Genomic DNA, 22112 nt, shown 5'->3' on the forward strand with positions numbered 1-22112 from the left:
GCGCCCGTGGCGCGATCCGGCCAGTTTCACCCGCCGAGGGTGAGGCCCGGACCCCTGGTGGTGAGGGACGCTCCGGACAGCAGGACCAGGCCCGACCGGGCCGGCGGGAGGGAGGGCGGGGTAATGGATCCGACCACCGAGTTCTTCGAGGGGCTCAACCACCGTCCACCGGACCCGCTGCTGGGCAAGATCCGCGGAACGGTGCGGTTCGAGTTGGAGCAGGGTCGCGAGATCGAGACCTGGCTCCTGGTGCTGAGCGCGGGGAGTGTCAGCGCGACCCAGACCGACCGGGCGGGGGACTGCACGGTCAGGACCGCCCGTGACGTCTTCAACGAGATCGCCAGCGGCAGGGCGAACCCGTTCGCCTCGCTGCTGCGCAACCGGCTCACCGTGGAGGGAAAGCTGACCTTGTACAGCTACCTGAACCACCTGGTCCCGGGGCCGCCCGGCGCGCACGAGCCCCGGCACTGGGCGCGGGAACGGGAGCGGCGATGAAGCCTCTGGTCAGCATCCTCGACGGAAACACCTTCGTGGTCAGCGACAGCCGGGGAGACATCGACCCGTCGCCGACCTTTCCGACCGGGCTGTTCTCGTTCGACACCCGGTTCCTCTCGAAGTGGGAGCTGACCGTCAACGGGGAACGGCTGAACGCCCTGTCCGTCGACGACCTCCAGTACTTCGAGTCACAGTTCTTCCTCGTACCGGGCGAGCCGACGCACTACATCGACGCGAAGCTCTCGATCATCCGGCACCGCACCGTAGGCGGCAGCTTCCTGGAGGAGCTGACCATCCTCAACCACGAGGACAAGCAGGTCGAGGTGATGGTCCGGCTGAACGTGGAGAGCGACTTCGCCGACCTGTTCGAGATCAAGGACGTGAAGGAGAAGGTGGGTACCACCACCGCGATGGTGGAGGAGGGGCGGCTGCGGCTCTGCTACCAGCGGGAGACCTTCCGCCGCGAATCGATCATCACCTCCACCGCGCCGGCCCAGTACGACGAGACCGGGCTGACCTTCGCACTGCGGATCGACGCGCACCAGCAGTGGGAGACCAAGCTACGGGTGGAAACCCTGGTGGAGGGCGCCGGTGGCCGGGACATCCGGCTCAGTATCCAGCGCCACCGGAGCCGGACGAGCGAGGAGATGCGCCAGGACCTGAACGACTGGATGGCCCGCGCGCCGAAGCTCACCAGCGACAACGAGCCGCTGACCGAGACGTACGAGCGCAGCCTGATCGACCTGGCGGCGTTGCGGTACTCGCCGCTGGCCACCCTGGACCGGCTACCGGCCGCCGGTCTGCCCTGGTTCATGACCCTGTTCGGCCGGGACAGCCTGATCACCTGCCTGCAGTCCCTGCCGTTCACCCCGGAACTCACCGGACCGACCCTGCGGTATCTGGCGATGAGCCAGGGGGTGACTTTGGACGACTTCCGGGACCGTGAACCGGGGAAGATCATGCACGAGGTCCGGTACGGCGAGTCCACGGCGTTCGAGGAACAGCCCCACTCGCCGTACTACGGCTCCGCCGACTCCACCGCGCTGTTCGTGATCCTGCTCGACGAGTACGAGCGCTGGACCGGGGACGTCGGACTGGTCGCCGACCTGGAGCACGAGGCACGGGCCGCGCTGGCCTGGATCGACCGGTACGGGGACCTGCTGGGCAACGGGTACGTCTGGTTCGAACGGCGGAACCTGCGCAACGGCCTGGAGAACCAGTGCTGGAAGGACTCCTGGGACGCCATCTCGTACTCCGACGGACGGCTGCCGTCGTACCCCCGGGCAACCTGCGAGCTACAGGGCTACGCGTACGACGCGAAGATGCGCGGTGCCCGGCTGGCCCGACTGGCGTGGCACGATCCGATCTACGCCGAGCAGTTGGAGCGGGAGGCGGCGGGGCTGAAGGAGCGGTTCAACCGGGATTTCTGGGTGGCCGACGGCGAGTACTACGCGCTGGCCCTGGACACCGAGGGCGGCCAGGTCGACGCGCTCTCGTCGAACATGGGGCACCTGCTCTGGAGCGGCATCGTCGACGACGACAAGGCGGCGAAGGTGGCCGAGCACCTGCTCGGACCGCGGCTCTTCTCCGGCTGGGGGGTACGCACCCTGGCCCAGGGGGAGGGCCGCTACAACCCGATCGGCTACCACGTCGGCACGGTCTGGCCGTTCGACAACTCGCTGATCGCCTGGGGGCTGCGTCGGTACGGATTCCGGCAGGAGGCCGGACGGATCGCCGAGGCGATGATCGACGCGGGACGGTACTTCGGCGGGCGGCTGCCGGAGGCGTTCGCCGGCTACGACCGGGCGTTGACGAAGTACCCGGTCCAGTACCCGACGGCCTGTAGCCCGCAGGCGTGGTCGACCGGAACCCCGATGCTGCTGATCCGGACGCTGCTCGGTCTGGAGCCGCACGGTGAGCATCTGGTCGTCGATCCGGCGATGCCGGTGGGGATGGGCCGGATGGAACTGCTGGACATCCCCGGCCGGTGGGGCCTGATCGACGCCTTCGGCCGGGGCCGGGCCGAGCACACCGGCTCGGTTCGGCGGTGGACGGACTAGTAGCGCCGATCCGGAGTCGCGGGCGGACCAACGTCGCTGGGCGAGCCAAACGTGGCTGGACGAACCAAACATCGCTGGACGAACCAGCGGCGCAAGTGATCCCGACCGGAACAGCCGGCATAGCAGTGGAACGGAGGACGACCCGATGGCGGATCCGACGGCCGAGTTCTTCTCCAGCCTCGAAGAGCGCGGACCGGACCTCCTTCCGGTCAAGGCCAGAGGCACCATCCGGTTCGACCTGAAGGGAGTGGACGGCGGGGTGAACCACTGGTTCGTCTCGGTCAACCGCGGCAACGTCCTGGTGTCACACGAGAACCGGCAGGCGGACTGCGTGGTGGCCACCACGCAGGAGTTGTTCGACCGGTTGGCGATCGGCGAGGCGCAGGTGGTCGCGGCCTACAACCGCAACGACGTGACCGTGCAGGGGAACCTGCCGTTGCTGTTGATGTTCCGGCGGGCCTTTCCCTCACCGCCGGGCACCCGCGATCCACGCGTCCGGGTCCGGGAACGACTCCGCCGCCGCGATGAACTCCAGGGCCGGATCCGTCCCGACGACCGATTGCGTCCCGCCAGCCGGGTCCGTCCCGACGACCGATTGCGTCCCGCCAGCCGGGTCCGTCCCGACAACCGGGTCCGGCCCGGAGATCGGGAGTCCCGACCGTGAAGCAGATGGTGAGCATCCTGGACGGCAACACGTTCATGCTCAGCGACTCGCGCGGCGACGTCGACCCGTCGCCGGACTATCCCGCCGGACTCTTCGCCTGGGACACCCGCCTGCTGTCCAAGTGGGTGCTCACCATCGACGGCGAGCGGCTGCACGCACTCTCCATCGACGACCTGCAGTACTTCGAGTCGCGGTTCTTCCTGGTGCCCGGCGAGCCGACCCACTACGTGGACGCGAAGACGTCCGTGATCCGGCACCGGTCCCTCGGCGGCTCGTTCGAGGAGCGGCTGACCGTACTCAACCACCGAGACGAGTCGGTGGTGCTGACGCTCCGGATGGAGATCGACTGCGATTTCGCCGACGTGTTCGACGCCCGGGAGGCCCGGCCGAGGCGGGGTCGAGCGGTGACGACGGTCGAGGGCGGCCGGCTGCGGCTCTGCTACCAGCGGAACCGGCACGTGGCCGAGACCATCGTCTCCTCCAGCGAGCCCGCCGACGTGGACGAGGGCGGGCTCACCTTCCGGATCGAACTCGGTGCGCACGGCCAGTGGTCCACCACGCTCCAGGCGATCGGCGTCGTCCGTGGTGCGGGCGGTCGCGACGTCCGGGAGAACCTGCGCGGCTACAACCAGAACCGGCCCGAGAAGCGGCGGGAGCTGGGTGAGTGGCTGGCCCGGGCACCCCGGCTCACCTGCGACTCGGAGGCGCTGGAGGACTCGTACGAGCGAAGCCTGATCGACCTCGCCGCGTTGCAGTACGTCGGGCTGACCAGCCAGGCGAAGCTGACGGCGACCGGGCTGCCCTGGTACATGACGCTGTTCGGGCGGCACAGCCTGATCACCGGACTCCAGACGGTGCCGTTCCTCCCGGAGATCGCGCGCAGCGCGTTGTGGGTGCTCTCCCTGCTCCAGGGGGGCCGGATCGACGACTTCCGGGACGAGGAGCCCGGCAAGATCCTGCACGAGGTCCGCTACGGCGAGCTGGGTGCGTTCGAGGAACGGCCGCACACGACGTACTACGGCGCGGCGGACACGACCCCACTGTTCGTGATCCTGCTCGACGAGTACGAGCGGTGGACCGGGGATGCCGCCACGGTGCGGATGCTGGAGTACGAGGCCCGTTCCGCGCTCGCCTGGCTGGACACGTACGGCGACCTGGTGGGGGACGGCTACCTCTGGTACGAGCGGCGCAGCTCGGGCGGGCTGGACAACCAGGGCTGGAAGGACTCCTCGGACGCGATCTCGTACGCCGACGGTCGGCTGCCCGGGAACCCCCGGGCCACCTGTGAGTTGCAGGGTTACGCCTACGACGCGAGGATGCGTGGCGCCCGGCTGGCCCGGACGTTCTGGAACGACCCGGTGTACGCGGACCGGTTGCAGCAGGAGGCCGCCGACCTCCGGGTCCGGTTCAACCGGGACTTCTGGATCGACGACGGCGAGTTCTACGCGCTCGCGCTCGACGCCGAGGGCGGCCAGGTCGACGCGCTCGCCTCGAACATGGGGCATCTGCTGTGGAGCGGCATCGTGGACGAGTCCCACGCCGAGCGGGTGGCCGAGCATCTGCTCGGGGACCGGCTGTTCTCCGGCTGGGGGGTACGCACGCTGAGCCGCGACCACGCCCGGTACAACCCGATCGGCTACCACACCGGGGCGATCTGGCCGTTCGACAACTCGATCATCGCCCTGGGGCTGCGCCGGTACGGCTTCGAGGAGCACGCGGCCCGGCTCGCGACGAGGATGATCGAGGCGTCGGGATACTTCGGTGGCCGGCTACCGGAGGCGTTCGCCGGCTACGACCGGGCCCGGACCAGGTACCCGGTGCAGTACCCCCGGGCGTGCAGCCCGTACTGCTCGTCCGCCGGGACGCCGTTGGTGCTGCTGCGTAGCCTGCTCGGCCTGCGACCGCACCAGGAGCACCTGACGATCGATCCGGCGATTCCGGAGGAACTGGGCCGGATCGAGCTGATCGACATCCCGGGGCGGTGGGGCCGTACCGACGCGTTCGGTCGGGGCCGGGACCATCTTCGGCCCGGCTGAACCCGGCCCCGGAGATCCGGGGCGGGAATGCGGGTGGTGGACGGCGATCCGCCGTGATAGCGATATGCGATGGCGGATCCTGAGATGGTCGAGGGTGCGGCTCTGGCCCGGGTACTGCGCCAGGCCGGCGGCGCCGAAATCCTCAACACTCTGGGCGTACGGCTGTCCGGCTCGGATCTGGTCACGCTGCTGCTGGCCGCGTTCCGGACCCGGGCCGGCTTCCTGACCCCGGCCGACGTGCTGCGCCGGTACACGGAGGACCGGTTCGTCGCGCCGGCCCAGGCCGGGTTCCGCCGACTGCGCCGGGCCGAGGACCTGCTGCTGTCGGCGATCCCGGAGGCGTACGAGTTGCTGGCCCTGGCCCCGGTCGCGCCGCTGGGCACCCACTCCGCCGTCGCCGGGGTGAACCAGAACAATGTCCTCGCCACGGTCCGGGGCAGCGAGGTGGCGGCCGATCCGACCAACGGGCTGGCGCTGGAGGCGGCGGTCCGGCGACGGGAGTTGCTGGCCCGGGACGGTCGGTCCGCGCCGACGGTCCGGCTGGCGACGTTGCAACGGGTGATCCGGGCGCAGCGGTTCGCCGGTCCCGGCCGGTTCGCCCACTTCAGCCTCCTCGCGTTGGTCACCGCCGGCCGGGACACCGGCAGCCTGGCGTTCGAGCGACGGCACTGCGGCGAGCAGTTGGGCATCCTCTGCGCGGCGTTGGAGGCCGCCGGATTCTCCACGATCGAGGTCGCGCAGACCGTGCTGGACCCGGCGGCGGCCCCGATCGCCGAGGCGGCCCGGGCCGCCCTGGCCGACCGGCCGAGGGTGGTGGTGCGGGACGATCCGGACCGGTCCGGCGGGCGGGGCTACTACACCGGATGGTGCTTCAAGATTTCCGTGGTGCTGCACGGGGAGCGGGTCGAGTTCGGTGACGGTGGTTTCGTCGACTGGACCCGACGGCTGATCGGCAACCGGAAGGAACGGCTGCTGATCAGCGCGCTCAGCGTCGACCGGCTGGCCATGGCGCTCGAATGACCTGGTGCCGGAGCCGGTTGCCTACGTCGGGCGCCTACTTTGGACGGCGGCCGGCCAGCGCGAGGATGCCGTAGGCCAGCCCGATCGCACCGGGCGCGATCACGAATCCGGCGGTGACGCTGCCGGTCCCGTCCAGCAGGGGACCGGTGAGCGCCGCGCCGAGCGCGCTGCCCACCGAGAAGGCGGTGGCCGCCCAGGCGAACGCCTCGGCGGCGGTACCACTCGGTGCGACACCGTCGATGCCGACGAACGTGATGGTCAGCAGCGGCGGCAGGGCCAGCCCGCTGATCGCCATCAGCACCAGCATCGTCGGCGGGTCCGGGGTCAGCAGCAGCGGTAGGTAGCCGATTGCCAGCACCGCGGCCGCGCGGGGCAGGGTGCCGTGCTGACGCAGCGTGCGGGACCGGACGTAGAGCAGGCCGCCGGTCAGCGCCCCGACCGCCTGGGCGGCCAGCAGCCAGCCGGCCCAGGACCGCCCGCCGGACGCCTCGGCGTAGCCGGTCGTGGCCACCGCCACGCTGCCGACCCCCGCGCCGATCAGCACCAGCGCGCCGAGGATCACCCGCAGGGGACCGGCGCGGAGCGGACCGGCCCAGTGCCGTACCGCCGGAACACCGCGCCACCGGCGGACAGCTGGCGCGGTGCCGAACCAGGCCGTGCCGACGGCCTGGCACAGCGCGGCGGCGGCCAGGCCGCCGGCCGGGCCGAGCAGGGCGACGGCGCCGAGGGTGAGCACCGGCCCGGCCACGAAGATGATCTCCTGGGTCGTGGTGTCCAATGTGTACGCCGTGTGGACCTGGCGCTCGGGCAGCAGGTCCCGCCACAGCACCCGGAGACAGGCCTCGAACGGCGGCGCACCGATCCCGGCCAGCATGGCGGCGAAGACGGTCAGCGGACCGGCCAGCGGCGCGGCGACCAGCGCGAACCCGGCGGTGGAGACGGCGACGGCGATCCACAGCACCGGCGGCTGGCGCCACCGGTCGGCGAGGCGGGCCAGCATGGGCTGACCGACCGCCATTCCGGCGGTGTACGCGCCGACCAGCAGCCCGGCCATGGTCAGCGTCATGGTCTCCCGGGCGAAGACCAGCAGGGCCAGCGGTGCCGCGCCGAGCGGAATCCGCCCGAGCAGGCTGGCCGCCAGTACCCGGGCGGTCTGTGGGGTTTTCAGGACGACGAGTGCGGAGGTGTCGACGGTCGACGACATGACGGATCGCTCCCGAGGGGTGGGATGGACGGGCCAGTGGCGGAGGAGTGCCAGGCCGGTCAGGGAGCGAAGTCGGCGCGCTCGTGGTCGTTGCCGTAGAGCGGCAGATCGGGCGTGATCCACCGCGCGTACCTCACCGCGGTCGCCTCCAGTGGAATCACCCGAATGACTCTACGACCCCGGCTAGGGGTGTTAGGAAGGGCCCCTTCTTCTACAAAAAACGATAAGAAGGGGCCCTTCCTTACATGAACCTCAGGTGGGAGCGCTGGCGCAGGCGGATGCCGGAGGCCACCGCCACCAGGGCGGTGAGGGCGAGGGTCAGCACGATGCCGTGTACCAGTCCCCGGGTCAGGTATCCGTCGTCGGTGTGGTCGATCGCGTAGGTGCCGATCTCCCGGCTGAACCAGAACGGGAGGAGTCGGGACGCGGTGCCCGCCGGGTCCATGATCATCTGTAGTCCGACCACGGTCAGCAGCACCAGGGTGCCTTCGAGTTCGCGGGGCAGTACGGCGCTCAGTGCCAGCCCGAACGGCGCGGCGACGGCGACGGTCAGCGCCATGATCAGCGCGATGGCGCCGTACCGGACGTCGTGCTGGTCGAACCGGATCAGCGCGAAGTACGGCACCGAGAGGCCCACGCCGACCGTCCAGAGCGCGACCAACCGGCCGAGATGCAGATGGTGGGGCCGGTAGCCGGACAACCGCAGACGCGGCTCGATGCCCCGGGCGGCGCTGCCAGCGAACAGGGCGGCGGTGCTCAGCGCCCAGCCGATGCCGAGGCAGACGAACCGGATCGACTGGCCGAGATGGTCCCCGCGCCGACTGAAGTAGAAGGCCAGCGGCAACAGGGTCAGAATCACGAGTACGGAGCGGCGGCGCAGGATCTCCCGCAGGGCCAGCTCCGCCACCGTGAGGATCTTGGTCATGCCGACATCTCCCGGGTCGGGGTCAGGTCGAGTACGTTGTCGACCCGGTCGAGTTGGTTGAGCAGGTGGGTCACCACGACTATCGCCTTGCCGGCCGAACGCCACCGCCAGAGCTGCTGCCAGAAGTCCAGATAGGTGCCCCGGTCGAAACCCTGGTACGGCTCGTCCAGCAGCAGCACGTCCGGCTCGCCGAGGGCGGCCATCACCAGGTTGAGCTTCTGCCGGGTGCCGCCGGAGAGGTGCCGGGCCTGGGTACGACCGGCGGGATCCCAGTCCAGCGCCGCCGCGTGTTCCCGGCCGGCCGCCCGAGCCGTGGCGCGGGGCAGCCCGCGTCCCGCCCCGACCAGCACGAAGTGCTCGTCCGGATAGAGGTAGTCGTTGGTGCCACCGGACTGTGGGCAGTAGCCGAGGCTTCCGTGCACCCGTACCTGCCCCTGGTCCGGGCTGATCAGGCCGGCGCAGATCCGCAGGAAGGTGCTCTTCCCGGCGCCGTTCGCGCCCACCACCGCGGCGATCTCACCGGCCCGGACGGTCAGGTCCACGCCGGTCAGCACCGGCCGACGGCGGTAGCGCTTGCTGATGCCGCGTACGTCCAGTCGGACCGGTCCGGGCGAGGGCTGGCGTGGCCGGGCCGTTCCGAGAGCCCGACCCGTACCGGCGCTCTCGGCGGCCCCGGCGGACGCGTGCGACCAGGCCGTACCGAACTGTGGCCGGGGCACTCCGACGCTCTCGGCGACCGCCGCCGCGTACGTCTCGGGCGTACCGAAGACCCGCAACGGCGCCTCGCCGCTGTCCCGCAGGTGTGCCGCCGCCTCGGCGACCACGTGCCGGGACAGGTCCGGATCGAGGCCGCGCCGGTGCAGTTCACCGGTGAGCGCGTGAAGCCATCCGTCGTGATTCATCGTGTCTGCACCTCCCGCAGGACCGTCCCCACCCCGCTGGCGAAGGCGTCCCAGTCGACGGCGGTCCGGCGTAGCGTCTCGCTGCCGGTCGGGGTGATCTGGTAGTACTTGCGCGCCGGCCCGGAGGCCCCTTCCCGCCACTGCGCGGCGACCAGGCCGGTGCGTTGCAGGCGCAGCAGCACCGGGTAGAGGGTCCCGCCCTGGATCGGGCCGATACCGGTCGCGTCCAGCGACTGGGCCAGCTCGTACCCGTACGACTCCCGGCGTTGCAGCAGGGCGAGTACGCACAGGTCAAGCACTCCGCGTAGCCATTGGCCACGGCGTTCCTGATCCACGGCGAAGAAGCTAGCACAGTCATCTAGATGGCGCAGCAACCTAGAGACTGATGGCGGTACTCTGCGGCGGGCCGCGAGCGAGGAAACGGGGAGCACAGGATGATCCTGCGGACCGAGGGGCTGGACGTCGGCTACCGCGACCGCGTACTGATCCGGGGGCTGCGGCTGGCCGTGGACGCCGGAGACGTCTTCGCGGTCACCGGGCCGAACGGCGTCGGCAAATCCACTCTGCTGCGCTGCCTCGCCGGACTGCTCCGACCACTGGGCGGCCGGATCCTCGTGCAGGGCGCACCGGTCGACGAGCGGTCCCCGGCGTTCCGGCGTACGGTGGCGAGCCTGCTGGACACCGCCGCCTGGTATCCGAACCTGACCGCCGGAGAACACCTGGAGTTCGTCCAACTCGTCAACCGGCCCGTGCCGGCCGGCTGGTTCGAGGCGGCTGCGCTGGCCGCCCGGCTCGGTGTCACCCGGTTCGCCTCCGTGCTGCCGGGGCGGCTCTCCAGCGGACAGCGGCAGCGGCTCGCCCTGGCCCTGGCACTGGCCCGCCCCAGCCGGCTGCTGCTGCTCGACGAGCCGGAACGCCACCTCGACGAGGCCGGTCGCACGGCCGTCGGCGCCCTGCTGCGCGAGTACGCCGGCCGGGCCGGAGCCGTCGTGCTGGCCAGCCACGACCCCACGCTGATCGCCGCGGCCGGGGCGCAGCCGCTGGACGTACCGGACTGGCATGGTTAGGCCCGGGCCCACCGGCGCGAGCCCCGCCGGGCCGGCCCGCGGCTATCTGCGGTCCCGCGGCCGGGCCCGCGTCGGCGGCTACGCCGAGCGGGCGTACATGCTGCTGCTGGCCCTGCTGGTCGCCGGGGGGATCCTGGCCGGCAGCCTGCCCCGGATGTCCACGGCACTCGCCGACGGCCCGCCGGTCCGGCCGACGCCGGGCACGCTACTGGCGCTCGGGCTGCTCTGGTACGCCGCCGCCCTCGGCGGGGCCGCCCGGTTCGGGCCGCTGGCCGCCGCACCGGCTCGACTGTCCTGGCTCTTCTCCAGCCCGACGAGCCGGCGCGGCCTGCTCTGGCCGACCGCGGGAGTGGTGCTCGGCCTGGCCACGGTCCTTGGACTGCTGCACGGCGCGTTCGTGGCCTGGGCCCTGGTCGCGCCGATGGGCCTGCTCGTCGTCCTGGCCGGCGGGATCGCCGGTCTCTTCGTCGGTGGGCTCGCCACCCTGGCACAGACCCTCACCGAGGGGTCGGCGGCGGTGCTGGACCGGTCCGCCCTGTTGCTCGGCGCGGCCGCGGCGGCACTGACCGTCGTCGACCTGCCGGCCCGGATCGTCGTCGGGGGCTGGCTCGGGCCGTGGTCCTGGCCGCAGGCGGTGGCCGACGGCACGTCGCCCGCCCGGCTGGCCACCGCCGGGGTGCTGGCCGCCGCAGTCGCCGGCCTCGCGCTGGTCCGACTCGACCGGGTACGACTGGCCGGTCTCGCCCCCGGCGGTGCCTTCGCCGGAACCCTGTCCTCCGGTGTCGTCACGCTCGACCTCGGGACCGCCGCCCGGGTCACCGAGGAACGCCGATGGGCCCGGCGGTCACCGCGACGTACCGGCCTACCCCGGTTGCCGGCCCGGCTCGCCGTACTCGCGCACGACGTCCTGACGCTGCGGCGGTCGCCGGATCGACTGGCCCTGGTCGTGGTCGCCGCGCTGCCGCCCGCCCTGCTGGCCGGCGTCACCGGCCCCGGGCCGCTGCTGGCCGGAGCCTGGCTGCTGTCCGGACTTCTCGCGGTGGGTGCGGTGACCGACAACGCCCGCCGAGACCGTGACCTGCCCGCACTGGCCCGGCTGCTCGGCCTGCCGGGGCGCAGGCTGCTGGCCGTCCGGTCGATCCTGCCGGCCGTCGTCGGTACGGCGTGGGGTGCGGGGTCGCTGGCGCTGGTCGCCGCCCGGATGCCCGGGAGCGCCGTGCAGTGGTTGCTGCTCGGTGCCGTCTCCGGCCCCGCACTGGCGGTCGGCGCGCTGCGGGCGGCCCGGCGCGGAGCGGTCCGGCACGACCTGCCGCCGCTGGTCACCCCGATGGGGATGGTGCCGACCGGACCGCTGCACCGGTTCGTCACCGGGTGGGACCTCGGGCTGCTGTGCACCCTGCCGACGCTGATCGCCGTCGGCGCGGGCGATCCGGCCGGGGCGGTCCCGGTGCAGGTGGCCGGGTCGCTGCTCGGACTTGCTGGGTTCATCGCCGTCGCGGGAGCGCGCCGGAAGTCGCCGCGATCACTAGGCTGACCGGCATGCGGGTGCTCTTCGCGTCAGCGCCGTTGCTCGGACACGTGTTCCCGATGGTGCCGCTCGCCGAGGCGCTGCGGGCGGCAGGCCACGAGGTGCTGCTCGCCACGGGTGGCGACGGGCTCGACGTGGGCCGGACCGGGCTGCCGGTCTCCGACGTTGCCCCGGCGCTCCGGTTCGACCGGATCGCCCGCCGGGTCATGCTGCGACATCCGTTGATCGCCCGCGCCGAGTTGGCTGGCCGGGCCGGCACGCGTGGCGTGGCACTGCTGTTCGGCGCGGCCAACGACCAGTTGACCGACGGCGTGGTCACCCTCGCCGACCGGTGGCAGCCGGACCTCGTCGTGTACGAGCCACTGGCGGTGGCCGGTGCGCTCGCCGCCGCCCGTCGTGCCGTACCGGCGGTGCTGCACGAGAACTCGCTCTTCGACGGTGCCGAGTTGGTCCGGGTCACGGCCGCCCGGCTGGTCCGGGCCCAGCACCGGAGCGGGATCGGCGACCTGCGACCGAACGCCGCCACCCTCACGATCGCGCCGCCCAGTGTGGTGGGCGAGCGGGCCGGCGATCAGATGCGCGGAGTACCGTTCCGCGGGGTCGGGGAGCTGCCGGACTGGCTGCGCGAGCCCGGCGACCGGCCCCGGATCCTGGTCAGCCGCAGCACGGTCGCCGGGCCGGGCGGAGGCGACGTGATGACGGCCGTCGTCCGGGCCGCCGCCGGGGTCGACGCCGAGTTCGTACTGGTCCGCCCCGACCGTCGGGTACTCCGTCGAGGGTCGCTGCCGGACAACGTCCGTACCGTCGGCTGGATACCGATCAACGCGGCGCTGCCGAACTGCGTGGGGGTGGTGCACCACGGCGGGGCCGGTTCGGTGCTCGGCGCGCTGGCCGCCGGCGTACCGCAGCTCGTGCTGCCCGGACCGGGCGACCGCCGGCACAATGCCACCCTGGTGGCGGCCCGGGGTGCGGGGCTCGCCGTATCCGAGCGGGAGATCACCTCGGCGGTGCTGGAGCGGCTGTTCACCGACCGCGCTCTGGCGACCGCCGCCGAGGAGGTACGTCGGGAGATGGCGGCGATGCCCGCCCCGGCGGACCTGGTGCCCCGGCTCGAAGCGCTGGCCCGCTGAGCAGGTGGATGTTCCAGCCGGGCAGGCGATGTCTCAGCCGGGCAGGTGATGTCTCAGCCGGGCAGGTAGGCGTCGAGGAAGGTGGCGGTGACGGACCGGATGTCCGGGCGGTCCAAGGGCAACGCGTGCCCACCGTGGGTGACCAGCGCCTGCACCGGATGCCCCGCCCGGAGCAGGGCCGAGGTCAGGGCGACGCTCTGGCTCGCCGGCACCGCCGCGTCCTGGGCGCCGTGCACCAGCAGCACCGGCACCCGGTTGCCCACATGGGTCGTGGGGATCGCGTCCACCGTCGTCGGATCGTCCGCCGCCGCCGGGTGGCCGAGCAGCGACACCCACGGGTTGTCGCCGCCACGGGCGGGGAGCGCACGGAGCCAGTCCTCGGCCAGCGGGTCGACCGGCGGCCAGTACACCAGCACGGCATCCACGTCGCCGGACTCGGCGACGCCGCGCAGCCCGAGTTGGAGCGCCAGGTGACCACCGGCCGAGTCGCCGGCCACCAGGAATGGCAGACCTGCCGCGCGGGCCCGCGCCTGGGGTTCCCGTGCGGCCTCCCGGATATCGGCCAGTTGTGCCGGCCACTGGGCCTCGTCGGTCAGCCGGTAGCGGCCCTGCACCACCGTCAGCCCGTGCCCCGCCAGGGCCGAGCCGTCCTCGGCAGACCATCCGCGCCAGCCGCCACCCGGCAGCCACAAGACGATTCCCCGCTCTGTCATGGGTCCAGCATGATCGTCGCGCGATCGGCTTGCCTAGCCCACCGGGCGGACTCCGCTGACGGCGTAACTCCCGTCGGGCGGCGCGCCGTAACTCCCGTCGGGCGGGCCGTAACTCCCCTCGGGTGGCGCCGTAACTCCCGTCCGGCTGCGGCGTGACGTCCGTCCGGCCCCTGGCGGCGTGACGTCCGGCGGGCCGGTGGCCAGGGGAGGCACCCGGGCTTGCCGAGCGGTTCCCGCCGACCAGGAGTAGGTTGGGTGTCGTGGTTCCCGTCGCGCTGGTCCGCCCCGTTTGGTGGGTAGCGTGCCGGTCGGTGCGGTTCGTGACCGCGTTGGTGCTGATGGCGTTGCTGCTGGGCGGCGGTGCCCGGACGGGCCTGCCGGGCGCGACCGGAGCGGCCGAGCTTCGGCCCGACGCGGCCGCAGCCACCGCGACATCGTCCACTGTGGATGTCGAGGCGTCCGCCGGGGACCTGACGGCTGTCGAGGCCGACGAGTCGTCAACCACGGACAGCGACACCACGGCGGTCGTGGCCGGGGCCGTCCCTGTACTCGGACAACCGGCGCGCTCGGAGGTCCGGCCGGGGACCGGGGCGGGATCGCGGCCAGCCGGCGACGCGTACGCCCGGGTGATCGGACCGCGCGCACCGCCATTGGGGTGAGGACCGGTCACGCCTGACCGTGTCCGGTCCGGATCCGTCGACCCTGTTCGCATCGGCCACCCTGTGAGGTTTTCTGATGGAGAAGGTGCTGTTCAACTTCCTGATCAATGTGCCCCAAGCCGCCACGATCTGGCTCGTGTTGATCGGGCTCGCACTGGCTGGGGGCATCGCGCTCGTCGTACGTCCACGGCGGGACGAAACGGGCCGCGACGTGACCGGTCGCCAGGCCGGGACCGGCTACGACGTGGCGGTCCGGGACGCCGAGGGACGCCGCGAGCGGCTGGCGGTCCGGGCAGCGGAACTCAACCGCTATGCCGAGGAGGTGACGGTGGCCGCCGAGCGGTCGGCCGTCACCGCGCGTCGGCGCCGTGACGAGTGGCTGGCGGCGCAGGAGGAGGCCGAGGAGGCCTGGAAGGCGTACGAGGTCGCCGATGCCGCCGCGCGCCGGGTCGCTGCCGCTGCGGTGCTTCCCGAGCCGCGTACTCCGCGTACCCCGGCCGAGTACGCCGATCGGGAGCGCTACCTGCACCGCGCCGCGATGGCGGCAGCCACCCGGCAGGAACTGTCGGTGCTGCAACTGAGCGACGCGCTGGCGAACCGCAACGGCTGGGATCCCCGGCGCCACCCGGCCGAGCAGGAGATCGTGCTCCGCCGGGCGGCCCGGAACAGTCTGTTGGCCGCGCACGCGGCGGCGGCGGAGCGCGAGCGGGCGGCGTGGCGGGATGCCGAAGTCGCCGCCGCGGCGGCCCGGAGTCTCCGGGAGGAGGCGTTCGCCGCCGCCAGCCGGACGGCACAGGTACGACGCTGGCTGCCGCCGACGCGGAGGCCGGGCGCATCGTCGGGCGGTTCGTCGAGTGGTTCGTCGAGCGAGGCGGTCCGGCGGCCACGACCGGTACGGCGCTGGCGGGCGGCGCGGGCCGGCTGACCCCGGCGCGGCACTACGCCTCGGGATCCTGGCCCAGCGCGGCTCGTCCGCCGTCCACCGGCAGGACGACCCCGGTGACGAAGCTCGCCTCGGCGGAGAGCAGGTGTGCGATCGTGGCGGCTACCTCGGCGGGTCGTCCCACCCGGCCGACCGGATGGAGCAGCCGCATGTCGCGTTCGATCCGCTCGGCGCCGGCCGGATCCTGCCGGGCCAGGAGGTCGGTGTAGCGCTCGGTCTCGATCGAGCCCAGGGCGACCGCGTTGACCCGGATGCCGTGCCGGCCGTACTCCACGGCGAGCGCCCGGGTCAGTCCCTCGATGGCCGCCTTCGCCGTCGCGTACGGCAGGCAGCCCGGCACCGCCCGCTGGGCCTGGTGTGAGGAAACGTTGACGATCGCGCCCGGTGTGCCGGCGGCGAGGAAACGGCGGATCGCCGTACCGCAGCCGACGACCGTGGCGTCGAGGTTGGCCGCGATGAGGTCCAGCACCACACGGGCCGGTGTGTCGTGGATCGAGGCGTCCCGGAAGACGGCCGCGTTGTTGACCCAGCCACCGAACCGTCCGGCGGTGCTCGCCGCATCGGCGGCGTGCTCGGTGACGGCCTCGTCGGCGGCGTCGCCCGTCACCCCCACCAGCCGCGCGGCGGCGGGATGGTCGGCGATCCAGCCGAGCGCGGCGGGGTCACGCTCGATCACCACGACTTGGTCGGCGTCGCCGAGGAGACGCTCGACCAGGGCGCGGCCGATGCCCCGGCCGCCACCGGTCACCACATAGGACGACGGACCATCCGGACCGGAGGCTCCACTGTGGAGCCCATCGCGGCGTCGGACATCGCCTCGGAAACCGCCGTCGGCGTCGCCATCGGTGACAGAGGGATCCGGCATCGCCTCACCGTACCGGGGTGCCGGCAGGGCGCAGCGGGCCGCCCAGGAGCCGGACCAGTGGATCGTGGACCGTCGGCGCGGCGACCAGGAAGCCGTTGCCGGCCAGGTCGGTGGGAAAGTCGTCCGGTTCGAGGTGACTGCGTACCGCGCCCGCCTCGACCGCGATCAGTCCGGCCGCGGCCACGTCCCACGGCGCCAGCGACTCGGTGTGCGCGTCCAGTCGCCCCGCGGCGACATAGCAGATGTCCAGGCTGGGACAGGAGGCCCGGCGGATGTCCTGGCATCCGGTCAGCAGCCGGCGGACCCGCTCCACCAGCGGGTCGAGATCTCCCTTGTGGTGTGGAAAGCCGGTGCTGACGATCGCCTGCCGCAGGTGTGGCGGATCGCTCGGGTGGATCGGTACGCCATCCAGCCAGGCACCGGAACCCCGGACCGCGGTAAAGGTCTCGCGCAGGAAGGGCGCGTGTACGACACCGGCCTGGACGACGCCGTCGACCGCGTACGCGATCGAGACCGCGACGTACGGGTGACCTCGGGCGTAGTTCGCGGTGCCGTCGATCGGGTCCACCACCCAGACCGGGCCCGCCAGGTCCGCCGGGCCGGCACCCTCCTCGGAAAGCACCCGATGACCGGGGTACGTCGCCGCGACCGCCTCGCGGATCAGCGCGTCCGAGCGGAGGTCGGCCTCGGTGACCGGCTCGACGCCGTTCTTGTATTCGACGTCGACCCGGCCGCGCAGTTCGGCGAGGATCGCCCCGGCCCGGTGTGCGACGTCGATCGCGAAGGGAAGCAGGCTCACTGGTTCGCTCCCGGCTGGCCACCTACCGTGGGGACGACGACGTGCGACCGGTAGGTGATGATCGGACCATGGACAGAACAGCCATCCAGGGGTTCGTCGACGGGTGGGTCAGGGACTGGAACGCTCACGACCTGGAGAGCCTTCTCGCGCACTACGCCGACGATGTCGTCTTCACCTCGCCGGTCGCGGCCCAGCTTATCGAGGGCTCCGACGGTGTGGTGCGGGGCAAGGCGGCGCTGCGGGCGTACTGGGCCGAGGGCCTCCGGCGGATTCCTGACCTGCGTTTCGAGGTCGTGGCCACCTATGTCGGGGTCGATACGGTGGTCATCAACTACCGGAACCAGAAGGGTGGCCTGGTCAACGAGGTCCTCGTCTTCGACGGCCCGCTCGTCGTACGGGGACACGGGACGTACCTCGCCACCTGACGGGAGCGTGGAACGTGGAGCTGAGATCCGATCTGCGCCGGCGTGCGGAACTGGCCTACGCCCACCTGGTCGTCGACGACGTCGAGCCCGCCGAGGCGGTGATGCTCGCCTGTGACCTGCTGGCAGCCGACGTGGACGGGGAGTCGACGGTGCGGCTCGCCATCGCGTCGACAAGGTCCCTGCCGCCGTACGCCGCCGAGCGGATGCTCCGCGACATGCTCGTCGAACTCGGCATCCCGGAGCCGGATCCCGGACATGCCGCCCGGTTGGCCAGCGCCAGCATCTGTGCCCAGATCATGGACGGCACGCTGCGGGTGGAGCGGGGCGGTCACCGCCTGTTGGGCACCCTGGCGCAGCTGGGCGAGGCCCACGCCGACGCCGGCAACGAGGCCGTCGGCCGCCTGCTGCGGCTGCTCGACCGCCTCGAATACGACCTCGCCGGAGAGGCCGACGCGGCATTCAGCGCGGATCTCCGCCGGCTGGCGAGCGATCTCGCCGCCGAGCGGCTCTAGCGGCGGGTTCGGCGTCGCCAGCCGGAGTCGGGATGCCACGACTCGATCACCAGGTGGTCGGCGGGGGTGCCGACGTAGGTGAGCACCAGTTCGGTGATGTCGATCCGGAAGAACCCGGCGCCCTCGTGCGGATTGTCGGCCGGCGGGTCGATCGCGACGACCGTACCGGCGAGTTTGGCGTCCCCCGGCCAGCTCTCCGGGGCGTCGGCGGGCGGCTCGATGGTCGGGCTGTGTACGGCGATCCGGGGGTCCCGCCGGACGTCGAGCAGCTTCATCGAACCGCCCATCATGCCGAGGGTGATCTCCCCGTCGCTGAACTCGAGTTCCGAGGCGCTGATCCGGGGCGATCCGTCCCGGCGGAGCGTGGCAATGGTCTTGTTGGTGCCGGCCCCGAACCGTTCCCGGACCCGCGCCGCGAAGTCCGGAGCGTCCTGTTCGATGTCTCGCCAGCTCGCCACGGGGAGCCTCCTGCTGATCGGGTGATCGGTGCTCGGGCCGGTCAGTCCTCCGTGCACGCCGGGTCGTTGACCGAGGTGCGCACCCGGGTGAGCAGTTCGTGCAGTTGGCCGACCTGCTCGGCGGTGAGGGTCGCGAACAGGTCGCGCTCGACCTGGTCGACGGCGGCGTCCACCTTATCGAGCGCGGCCGAACCGGCGGGAGTGATTTCGACGATGTGCCGGCGCCGATCCGCCGGATCCCGGCGCCGTTGGACGAGGCCCTCGTCCTCCAACTCGTTGAGCAGCGTGACCAGGACGCTGGCGTCGACGCCGAGGATGTCGAGCAGGCTCTGCTGGGTCATCGAGCCGGTCTCGGCGAGCCGGGTCAGCGTCATCCCGTGCCGGGGGCTGAGCCCGGCCAGGCCGAGTGCCTGGCGCAGCCGCGCGTTGGCGATGCCGCCGTGCCGGGCGAGTAGGAAGCCGGTTCGCTCGGTCTCCCCGGACCGCCTGCTACCTCGGCTCATGCCCAGGATGCTACCAGCAACAAATAGTCGGGACGCTTAAATAGTTGAGGCTTCACGACTATCTGGTAGCGTGGCGGAGCCCCTCACTCCACCCCCTCACTCCACCCTCGAAGGAGACCCCGATGTTCACCGGGTACATCATCGTCGCGGCGTTCCTCGCCTTTGGGCTCGTCGGCTCGGCCCACGGCAAGCTCACCAGGAGCGAGCGGGTCACCCCCGGCCTCCAGAAGGCCGGCGTGCCGCTGAGCTGGTTCCCACCGCTCGCGGCGTGCGAGATCGCCGGCGCCCTCGGGCTCCTCGCCGGAATCTGGATCGCGCCGCTCGGCATCGCCGCCGCGATCGGGGTCATCCTCTACTTCGTCGGGGCCGTCATCGCCCACGTCCGGGCCGGTGACCTCAAGGGCCTGAACGCCCCGCTGGTCATCCTCGCGGTCGCCATCGCCGCCCTGGTGCTGCGGATCCTCGCCTAGATCGTCAGAGGATAATCACCACTCCAGGAAAGATCACGAAGGCAGGCCATGACCACCGAGAACGACTGGCTGACCCGGCGTACGGGCATCGTGCCGAGCGCCGCGCCGACCGAGCGGCTCAGCCCGAAGAGCGTGCTGAACGAGGCGACCCGGCCGATGGCGGCCGAGCCGCCCCCGGAGGTCACCTTCACGCGGCACGGCCTGTACGCGGGCCGGCACCTCGTCGACGTACACGACCACTACCGGGCGGAGCTGGCCCAGATGCGGGACATCCTCCGGCAGGTCAAGGAGGGTACGGCACAGCTCGGCGACGCCCGCAGCCAGATCAACGTGATGACGATCCGGGCCAACGACTGGACCCTCGGCGGGGTCTGCCAGGCGCAGTGCCGCTCCGTGACAAACCACCACACCATGGAGAGCGAGGGGATCTTTCCCCACCTGCGGCGCAGCCAGCGCGACCTGTCGGCCGTACTCGACCGGCTGCACGAGGAGCATCTGGCCATCCACGAGGTGCTGGAGGGGATCGACGACGCGCTCGTGCACCTCGCCCGCAACCCCACCGACTACGGCCCGATCACCGAGGCGATCGACCTGCTCACCGACACCCTGCTGTCGCACTTCGCCTACGAGGAACAGCAGCTCATCGGCCCGCTGTCCCGGCACGGCTTCTACCCCGGCCAGTTCTGACCCGACACCTCCGGCGGCTCAGCGCTGACCGGTGAGGTACGCCAGCACCGCCAGGACCCGGCGGTTGGTGTCCTCGGTCGGGGGCAGGTCGAGCTTGGCGAGGATGTTGCCGACGTGCTTGCCCACCGCCGCCTCGGAGACCACCAGCACGCGGGCGATGGCGGCGTTCGAGCGGCCCTCGGCGACCAGCGCCAGCACCTCGCGCTCCCGGGCGGAGAGCCGGGCCAGTGGATCCCGCTGCCGGCGCAGCAGCCGGCGTACCACCTCGGGGTCGACGACGGTGCCGCCGTCCACGACCTGGCGCAGCGCGCCGACGAACTCCGGCACGTCGACCACCCGGTCCTTCAGCAGGTAGCCCACCCGGCGGCCACCGCCTGCGTCGAGCAGGTCGGCGGCGTAGCTCTGCTCGACGTACTGGCTCAGTGCGACCACGGCCAGCCCGGGATGGGCACGACGCAGTTCCACGGCGGCCCGCAGCCCCTCGTCGGTGAAGTCCGGTGGCATCCGGATGTCGGTCAGCACCAGGTCCGGGCCGTGCTCGGCGACGGCCCTACCGAGGGATTCGGCATCCCCGACGGCGGCCACGACCTCGAACCCGAACCGGCCGAGCAGGCCGACGAGCCCCTCGCGGAGCAGCACACCGTCCTCGGCGAGGATTACCCGGATCACGGGTCGTTGCGGCTGCACGGCAGCTCCACGCGTAGCAGGGTCGGCCCGCCGGGCGGGCTGGACAGCAACATTCTGCCGTCGATCACCGCGACCCGGTCCGCCAGCCCGGTCAATCCGGTGCCGAGCCCCGGATCGGCCCCGCCCCGCCCGTCGTCGCGGACCTCCAGGGTCAGCAGGTCGTTCCGCTGGCGTAGCCAGACCCGCGCGGCGGTGCCGCCGCTGTGCTTGGCGATGTTGGTCAGCGCCTCGGCGACGACGAAGTACGCCGTCGCCTCCACCGCGTTCGGCAGCCGTCCGGGCAGTTCGGCGTCGACGGTCACCGGAACCGCCGACTGGTCGGCCAGGTCGCGTACCGCCGCCGGCAGCCCGCGATCGGTGAGCACCTTCGGATGGATGTTCCGGATCAGTTCCCGCAGCTCCATCATGAAGACCTTGGCCTGCTCGTGGGCGTCCGCCACCGCCACCGCACCGGGCGAGTCGGCGGGGATCTCCACCCGCGCCAGCCCGAGTTGCAGGGTGAGGCTGACCAGCCGCTGCTGGGCCCCGTCGTGCAGGTCGCGCTCGATCCGGCGGCGCTCGGCCTCGAACGCGTCCACCAGCCGGGCCCGGGACCGGGACACCTCGACCAGTTCGGTGCGCAACCGCGCGTGCGTACCGCCGGCCAGCAGCGCCCGGGTCAGCAGGCCGTGCGCGCCGGCCAGCAGCGCCACCGGGTACGGCACGACGACCAGCAACGCCAGCCCGAGCAGCGTGTACGGCAGCGCCTGCCCGACGGTGTCGACCTCGGCGATACCGATCGAGATCGCGCCCTCGCCGCTCGCCACCAGCAGCGGACTGGCGACGAGCACCCCGATCAGGAGCAGCAGCGCCAGGGCGGCGGACGAGAGCACCAGCGCCACCGTCGCCATCAGGCCGGCGTACCCGAGCGTCAACCACGTGGCCGGCTCGGTGTAGCGGGTCCGGAGCCAGGACCACGGGTCCGGGGCGGGCGGCGTACGGTGCCCGGAGCCGACCGGGCGGGAGTCGACCAGCCGCAGCCGGGCCCGCTCCAGCCCGCCCAGCGGCACCGCGAGCAGCGGCCCGAACCCGGCGAGCAGAACCGCCCCGAGCAGCAGCAGGAACACCAGCACACCGAGCGGCAGGCGGCCCAGTTCGGCGCCCCGGCTCAGCAGGAACAGCCACGGCAGACCCAGCAGCCCGAGCGGTATCGCGCAGGCGAGCGCGACCGGCGGGGTGGTCAGCAGGTACGCCAGGGCCCGCCAGGGCCAGCCGGTCAGCAGAAACCGGCGTCGGGTCACCGATTCCAGCAGCGTACGAGGGTTCCGCCGGGACACGCCCACCACGCTAACCGGCGGGGTGGGCGCGGCCCATCCGGCTG

At 72.2% G+C, this 22112-nt stretch carries 25 protein-coding genes and 1 pseudogene; 15 read left to right on the plus strand and 11 right to left on the minus strand.

What is annotated here, in order from left to right; genetic code table 11:
- Positions 1–123 precede the first annotated feature (123 nt).
- The 5 genes from ACFP2T_RS40610 (at position 124) to ACFP2T_RS40630 (ending at position 6275) form a co-directional block, all read left to right on the plus strand.
- Complete coding sequence (locus tag ACFP2T_RS40610) at positions 124–495, plus strand: SCP2 sterol-binding domain-containing protein (RefSeq protein WP_377432030.1); 372 nt, start codon at positions 124–126, stop codon at positions 493–495.
- On the plus strand, positions 492–2555 hold the full coding sequence (locus ACFP2T_RS40615; RefSeq protein ID WP_377432031.1) for an amylo-alpha-1,6-glucosidase: 2064 nt from the start codon (positions 492–494) through the stop codon (positions 2553–2555). Before ACFP2T_RS40610 ends, ACFP2T_RS40615 begins: the two co-directional genes overlap by 4 nt.
- Positions 2556–2700: 145 nt before the next feature.
- Positions 2701–3219 (plus strand): SCP2 sterol-binding domain-containing protein, encoded by a 519-nt coding sequence (locus tag ACFP2T_RS40620; protein ID WP_377432033.1) that lies wholly within the window; start codon positions 2701–2703, stop codon positions 3217–3219.
- Between the two features lie 5 nt (positions 3220–3224).
- Positions 3225–5255 (plus strand): amylo-alpha-1,6-glucosidase, encoded by a 2031-nt coding sequence (locus ACFP2T_RS40625; RefSeq protein ID WP_377432392.1) that lies wholly within the window; start codon positions 3225–3227, stop codon positions 5253–5255.
- Between the two features lie 69 nt (positions 5256–5324).
- The gene (locus tag ACFP2T_RS40630; RefSeq protein WP_377432035.1) at positions 5325–6275 is read left to right on the plus strand and encodes a hypothetical protein; all 951 of its coding nucleotides are present in this window, start codon (positions 5325–5327) and stop codon (positions 6273–6275) included.
- Positions 6276–6309: 34 nt separating this feature from the next.
- Here ACFP2T_RS40630 and ACFP2T_RS40635 read toward each other — a convergent pair whose 3' ends face one another.
- From ACFP2T_RS40635 to ACFP2T_RS40650, 4 genes are all read right to left on the minus strand, one after another.
- Positions 6310–7479, minus strand: coding sequence for an MFS transporter (locus tag ACFP2T_RS40635; RefSeq protein ID WP_377432036.1), 1170 nt, complete (start codon positions 7477–7479; stop codon positions 6310–6312).
- Between the two features lie 241 nt (positions 7480–7720).
- Positions 7721–8404, minus strand: a complete 684-nt coding sequence (locus ACFP2T_RS40640) for an ABC-2 transporter permease (protein WP_377432038.1) — start codon at positions 8402–8404, stop codon at positions 7721–7723.
- Entirely contained in the window at positions 8401–9306 is a 906-nt protein-coding gene (locus ACFP2T_RS40645; protein ID WP_377432040.1) for an ATP-binding cassette domain-containing protein, read from the minus strand. Before ACFP2T_RS40645 ends, ACFP2T_RS40640 begins: the two co-directional genes overlap by 4 nt.
- Positions 9303–9641: a PadR family transcriptional regulator gene (locus ACFP2T_RS40650; protein ID WP_377432042.1), complete on the minus strand. Its 339-nt coding sequence runs from the start codon at positions 9639–9641 to the stop codon at positions 9303–9305. Before ACFP2T_RS40650 ends, ACFP2T_RS40645 begins: the two co-directional genes overlap by 4 nt.
- Positions 9642–9803: 162 nt before the next feature.
- Here ACFP2T_RS40650 and ACFP2T_RS48145 point away from each other — a divergent pair.
- The 4 genes and pseudogenes from ACFP2T_RS48145 to ACFP2T_RS40665 all read left to right on the plus strand — a co-directional run.
- Positions 9804–10157, plus strand: a pseudogene (locus ACFP2T_RS48145) (ABC transporter ATP-binding protein); the annotation flags it as partial.
- 21 nt (positions 10158–10178) lie between these two features.
- Complete coding sequence (locus ACFP2T_RS48150; RefSeq protein WP_417629220.1) at positions 10179–10373, plus strand: hypothetical protein; 195 nt, start codon at positions 10179–10181, stop codon at positions 10371–10373.
- On the plus strand, positions 10366–11907 hold the full coding sequence (locus ACFP2T_RS40660; RefSeq protein WP_377432045.1) for a DUF6297 family protein: 1542 nt from the start codon (positions 10366–10368) through the stop codon (positions 11905–11907). The genes ACFP2T_RS48150 and ACFP2T_RS40660 overlap by 8 nt, the downstream gene beginning before the upstream one ends.
- Positions 11908–11912: 5 nt before the next feature.
- Entirely contained in the window at positions 11913–13031 is a 1119-nt protein-coding gene (locus ACFP2T_RS40665) for a nucleotide disphospho-sugar-binding domain-containing protein (protein ID WP_377432046.1), read from the plus strand.
- Positions 13032–13084: 53 nt separating this feature from the next.
- Here the strand turns inward: ACFP2T_RS40665 and ACFP2T_RS40670 are convergent, their stop codons facing one another.
- The gene (locus tag ACFP2T_RS40670) at positions 13085–13744 is read right to left on the minus strand and encodes an alpha/beta hydrolase fold domain-containing protein (RefSeq protein ID WP_377432047.1); all 660 of its coding nucleotides are present in this window, start codon (positions 13742–13744) and stop codon (positions 13085–13087) included.
- A 311-nt stretch (positions 13745–14055) separates the two neighbouring features.
- On the opposite strand from ACFP2T_RS40670, the gene ACFP2T_RS40675 reads away from it, so the two are divergent.
- Together ACFP2T_RS40675 and ACFP2T_RS40680 are read left to right on the plus strand one after the other, a co-directional pair.
- Positions 14056–14403 carry a hypothetical protein gene (locus ACFP2T_RS40675; RefSeq protein WP_377432049.1) on the plus strand — a complete coding sequence of 116 codons (348 nt, stop codon included), beginning with the start codon at positions 14056–14058 and terminating at the stop codon, positions 14401–14403.
- Positions 14404–14479: 76 nt separating this feature from the next.
- Positions 14480–15328: a hypothetical protein gene (locus ACFP2T_RS40680; RefSeq protein ID WP_377432051.1), complete on the plus strand. Its 849-nt coding sequence runs from the start codon at positions 14480–14482 to the stop codon at positions 15326–15328.
- Between the two features lie 13 nt (positions 15329–15341).
- Here ACFP2T_RS40680 and ACFP2T_RS40685 read toward each other — a convergent pair whose 3' ends face one another.
- Complete coding sequence (locus tag ACFP2T_RS40685; RefSeq protein ID WP_377432052.1) at positions 15342–16211, minus strand: SDR family NAD(P)-dependent oxidoreductase; 870 nt, start codon at positions 16209–16211, stop codon at positions 15342–15344.
- 4 nt (positions 16212–16215) lie between these two features.
- Positions 16216–17010: an inositol monophosphatase family protein gene (locus ACFP2T_RS40690; protein ID WP_377432054.1), complete on the minus strand. Its 795-nt coding sequence runs from the start codon at positions 17008–17010 to the stop codon at positions 16216–16218.
- 68 nt (positions 17011–17078) lie between these two features.
- On the opposite strand from ACFP2T_RS40690, the gene ACFP2T_RS40695 reads away from it, so the two are divergent.
- Both ACFP2T_RS40695 and ACFP2T_RS40700 read left to right on the plus strand, forming a co-directional pair.
- On the plus strand, positions 17079–17435 hold the full coding sequence (locus tag ACFP2T_RS40695; RefSeq protein ID WP_377432056.1) for a nuclear transport factor 2 family protein: 357 nt from the start codon (positions 17079–17081) through the stop codon (positions 17433–17435).
- Between the two features lie 14 nt (positions 17436–17449).
- A complete protein-coding gene (locus ACFP2T_RS40700) occupies positions 17450–17947 on the plus strand; it encodes a hypothetical protein (RefSeq protein ID WP_377432057.1) in 498 nt (165 codons plus the stop codon).
- On the opposite strand, the gene ACFP2T_RS40705 is transcribed toward ACFP2T_RS40700, so the two are convergent.
- Positions 17944–18405, minus strand: a complete 462-nt coding sequence (locus ACFP2T_RS40705; RefSeq protein ID WP_377432059.1) for a pyridoxamine 5'-phosphate oxidase family protein — start codon at positions 18403–18405, stop codon at positions 17944–17946. The two genes, ACFP2T_RS40700 and ACFP2T_RS40705, sit on opposite strands and share 4 nt — an antisense overlap.
- A 41-nt stretch (positions 18406–18446) precedes the next feature.
- The gene (locus ACFP2T_RS40710) at positions 18447–18908 is read right to left on the minus strand and encodes a MarR family winged helix-turn-helix transcriptional regulator (RefSeq protein WP_377432060.1); all 462 of its coding nucleotides are present in this window, start codon (positions 18906–18908) and stop codon (positions 18447–18449) included.
- A gap of 122 nt (positions 18909–19030) precedes the next feature.
- On the opposite strand from ACFP2T_RS40710, the gene ACFP2T_RS40715 reads away from it, so the two are divergent.
- Entirely contained in the window at positions 19031–19378 is a 348-nt protein-coding gene (locus ACFP2T_RS40715; protein WP_377432062.1) for a DoxX family protein, read from the plus strand.
- Positions 19379–19426: 48 nt separating this feature from the next.
- Complete coding sequence (locus tag ACFP2T_RS40720; RefSeq protein WP_377432063.1) at positions 19427–20065, plus strand: hemerythrin domain-containing protein; 639 nt, start codon at positions 19427–19429, stop codon at positions 20063–20065.
- 18 nt (positions 20066–20083) lie between these two features.
- Here ACFP2T_RS40720 and ACFP2T_RS40725 read toward each other — a convergent pair whose 3' ends face one another.
- A complete protein-coding gene (locus tag ACFP2T_RS40725; RefSeq protein ID WP_465264293.1) occupies positions 20084–20752 on the minus strand; it encodes a response regulator transcription factor in 669 nt (222 codons plus the stop codon).
- The gene (locus tag ACFP2T_RS40730) at positions 20731–22068 is read right to left on the minus strand and encodes a sensor histidine kinase (protein ID WP_377432065.1); all 1338 of its coding nucleotides are present in this window, start codon (positions 22066–22068) and stop codon (positions 20731–20733) included. The genes ACFP2T_RS40725 and ACFP2T_RS40730 overlap by 22 nt, the downstream gene beginning before the upstream one ends.
- Between the last annotated feature and the right edge of the window lie 44 nt (positions 22069–22112).

It is taken from the genome of Plantactinospora solaniradicis, from assembly GCF_042658085.1.
Taxonomy (GTDB): Bacteria; Actinomycetota; Actinomycetes; order Mycobacteriales; family Micromonosporaceae; genus Plantactinospora; species Plantactinospora solaniradicis.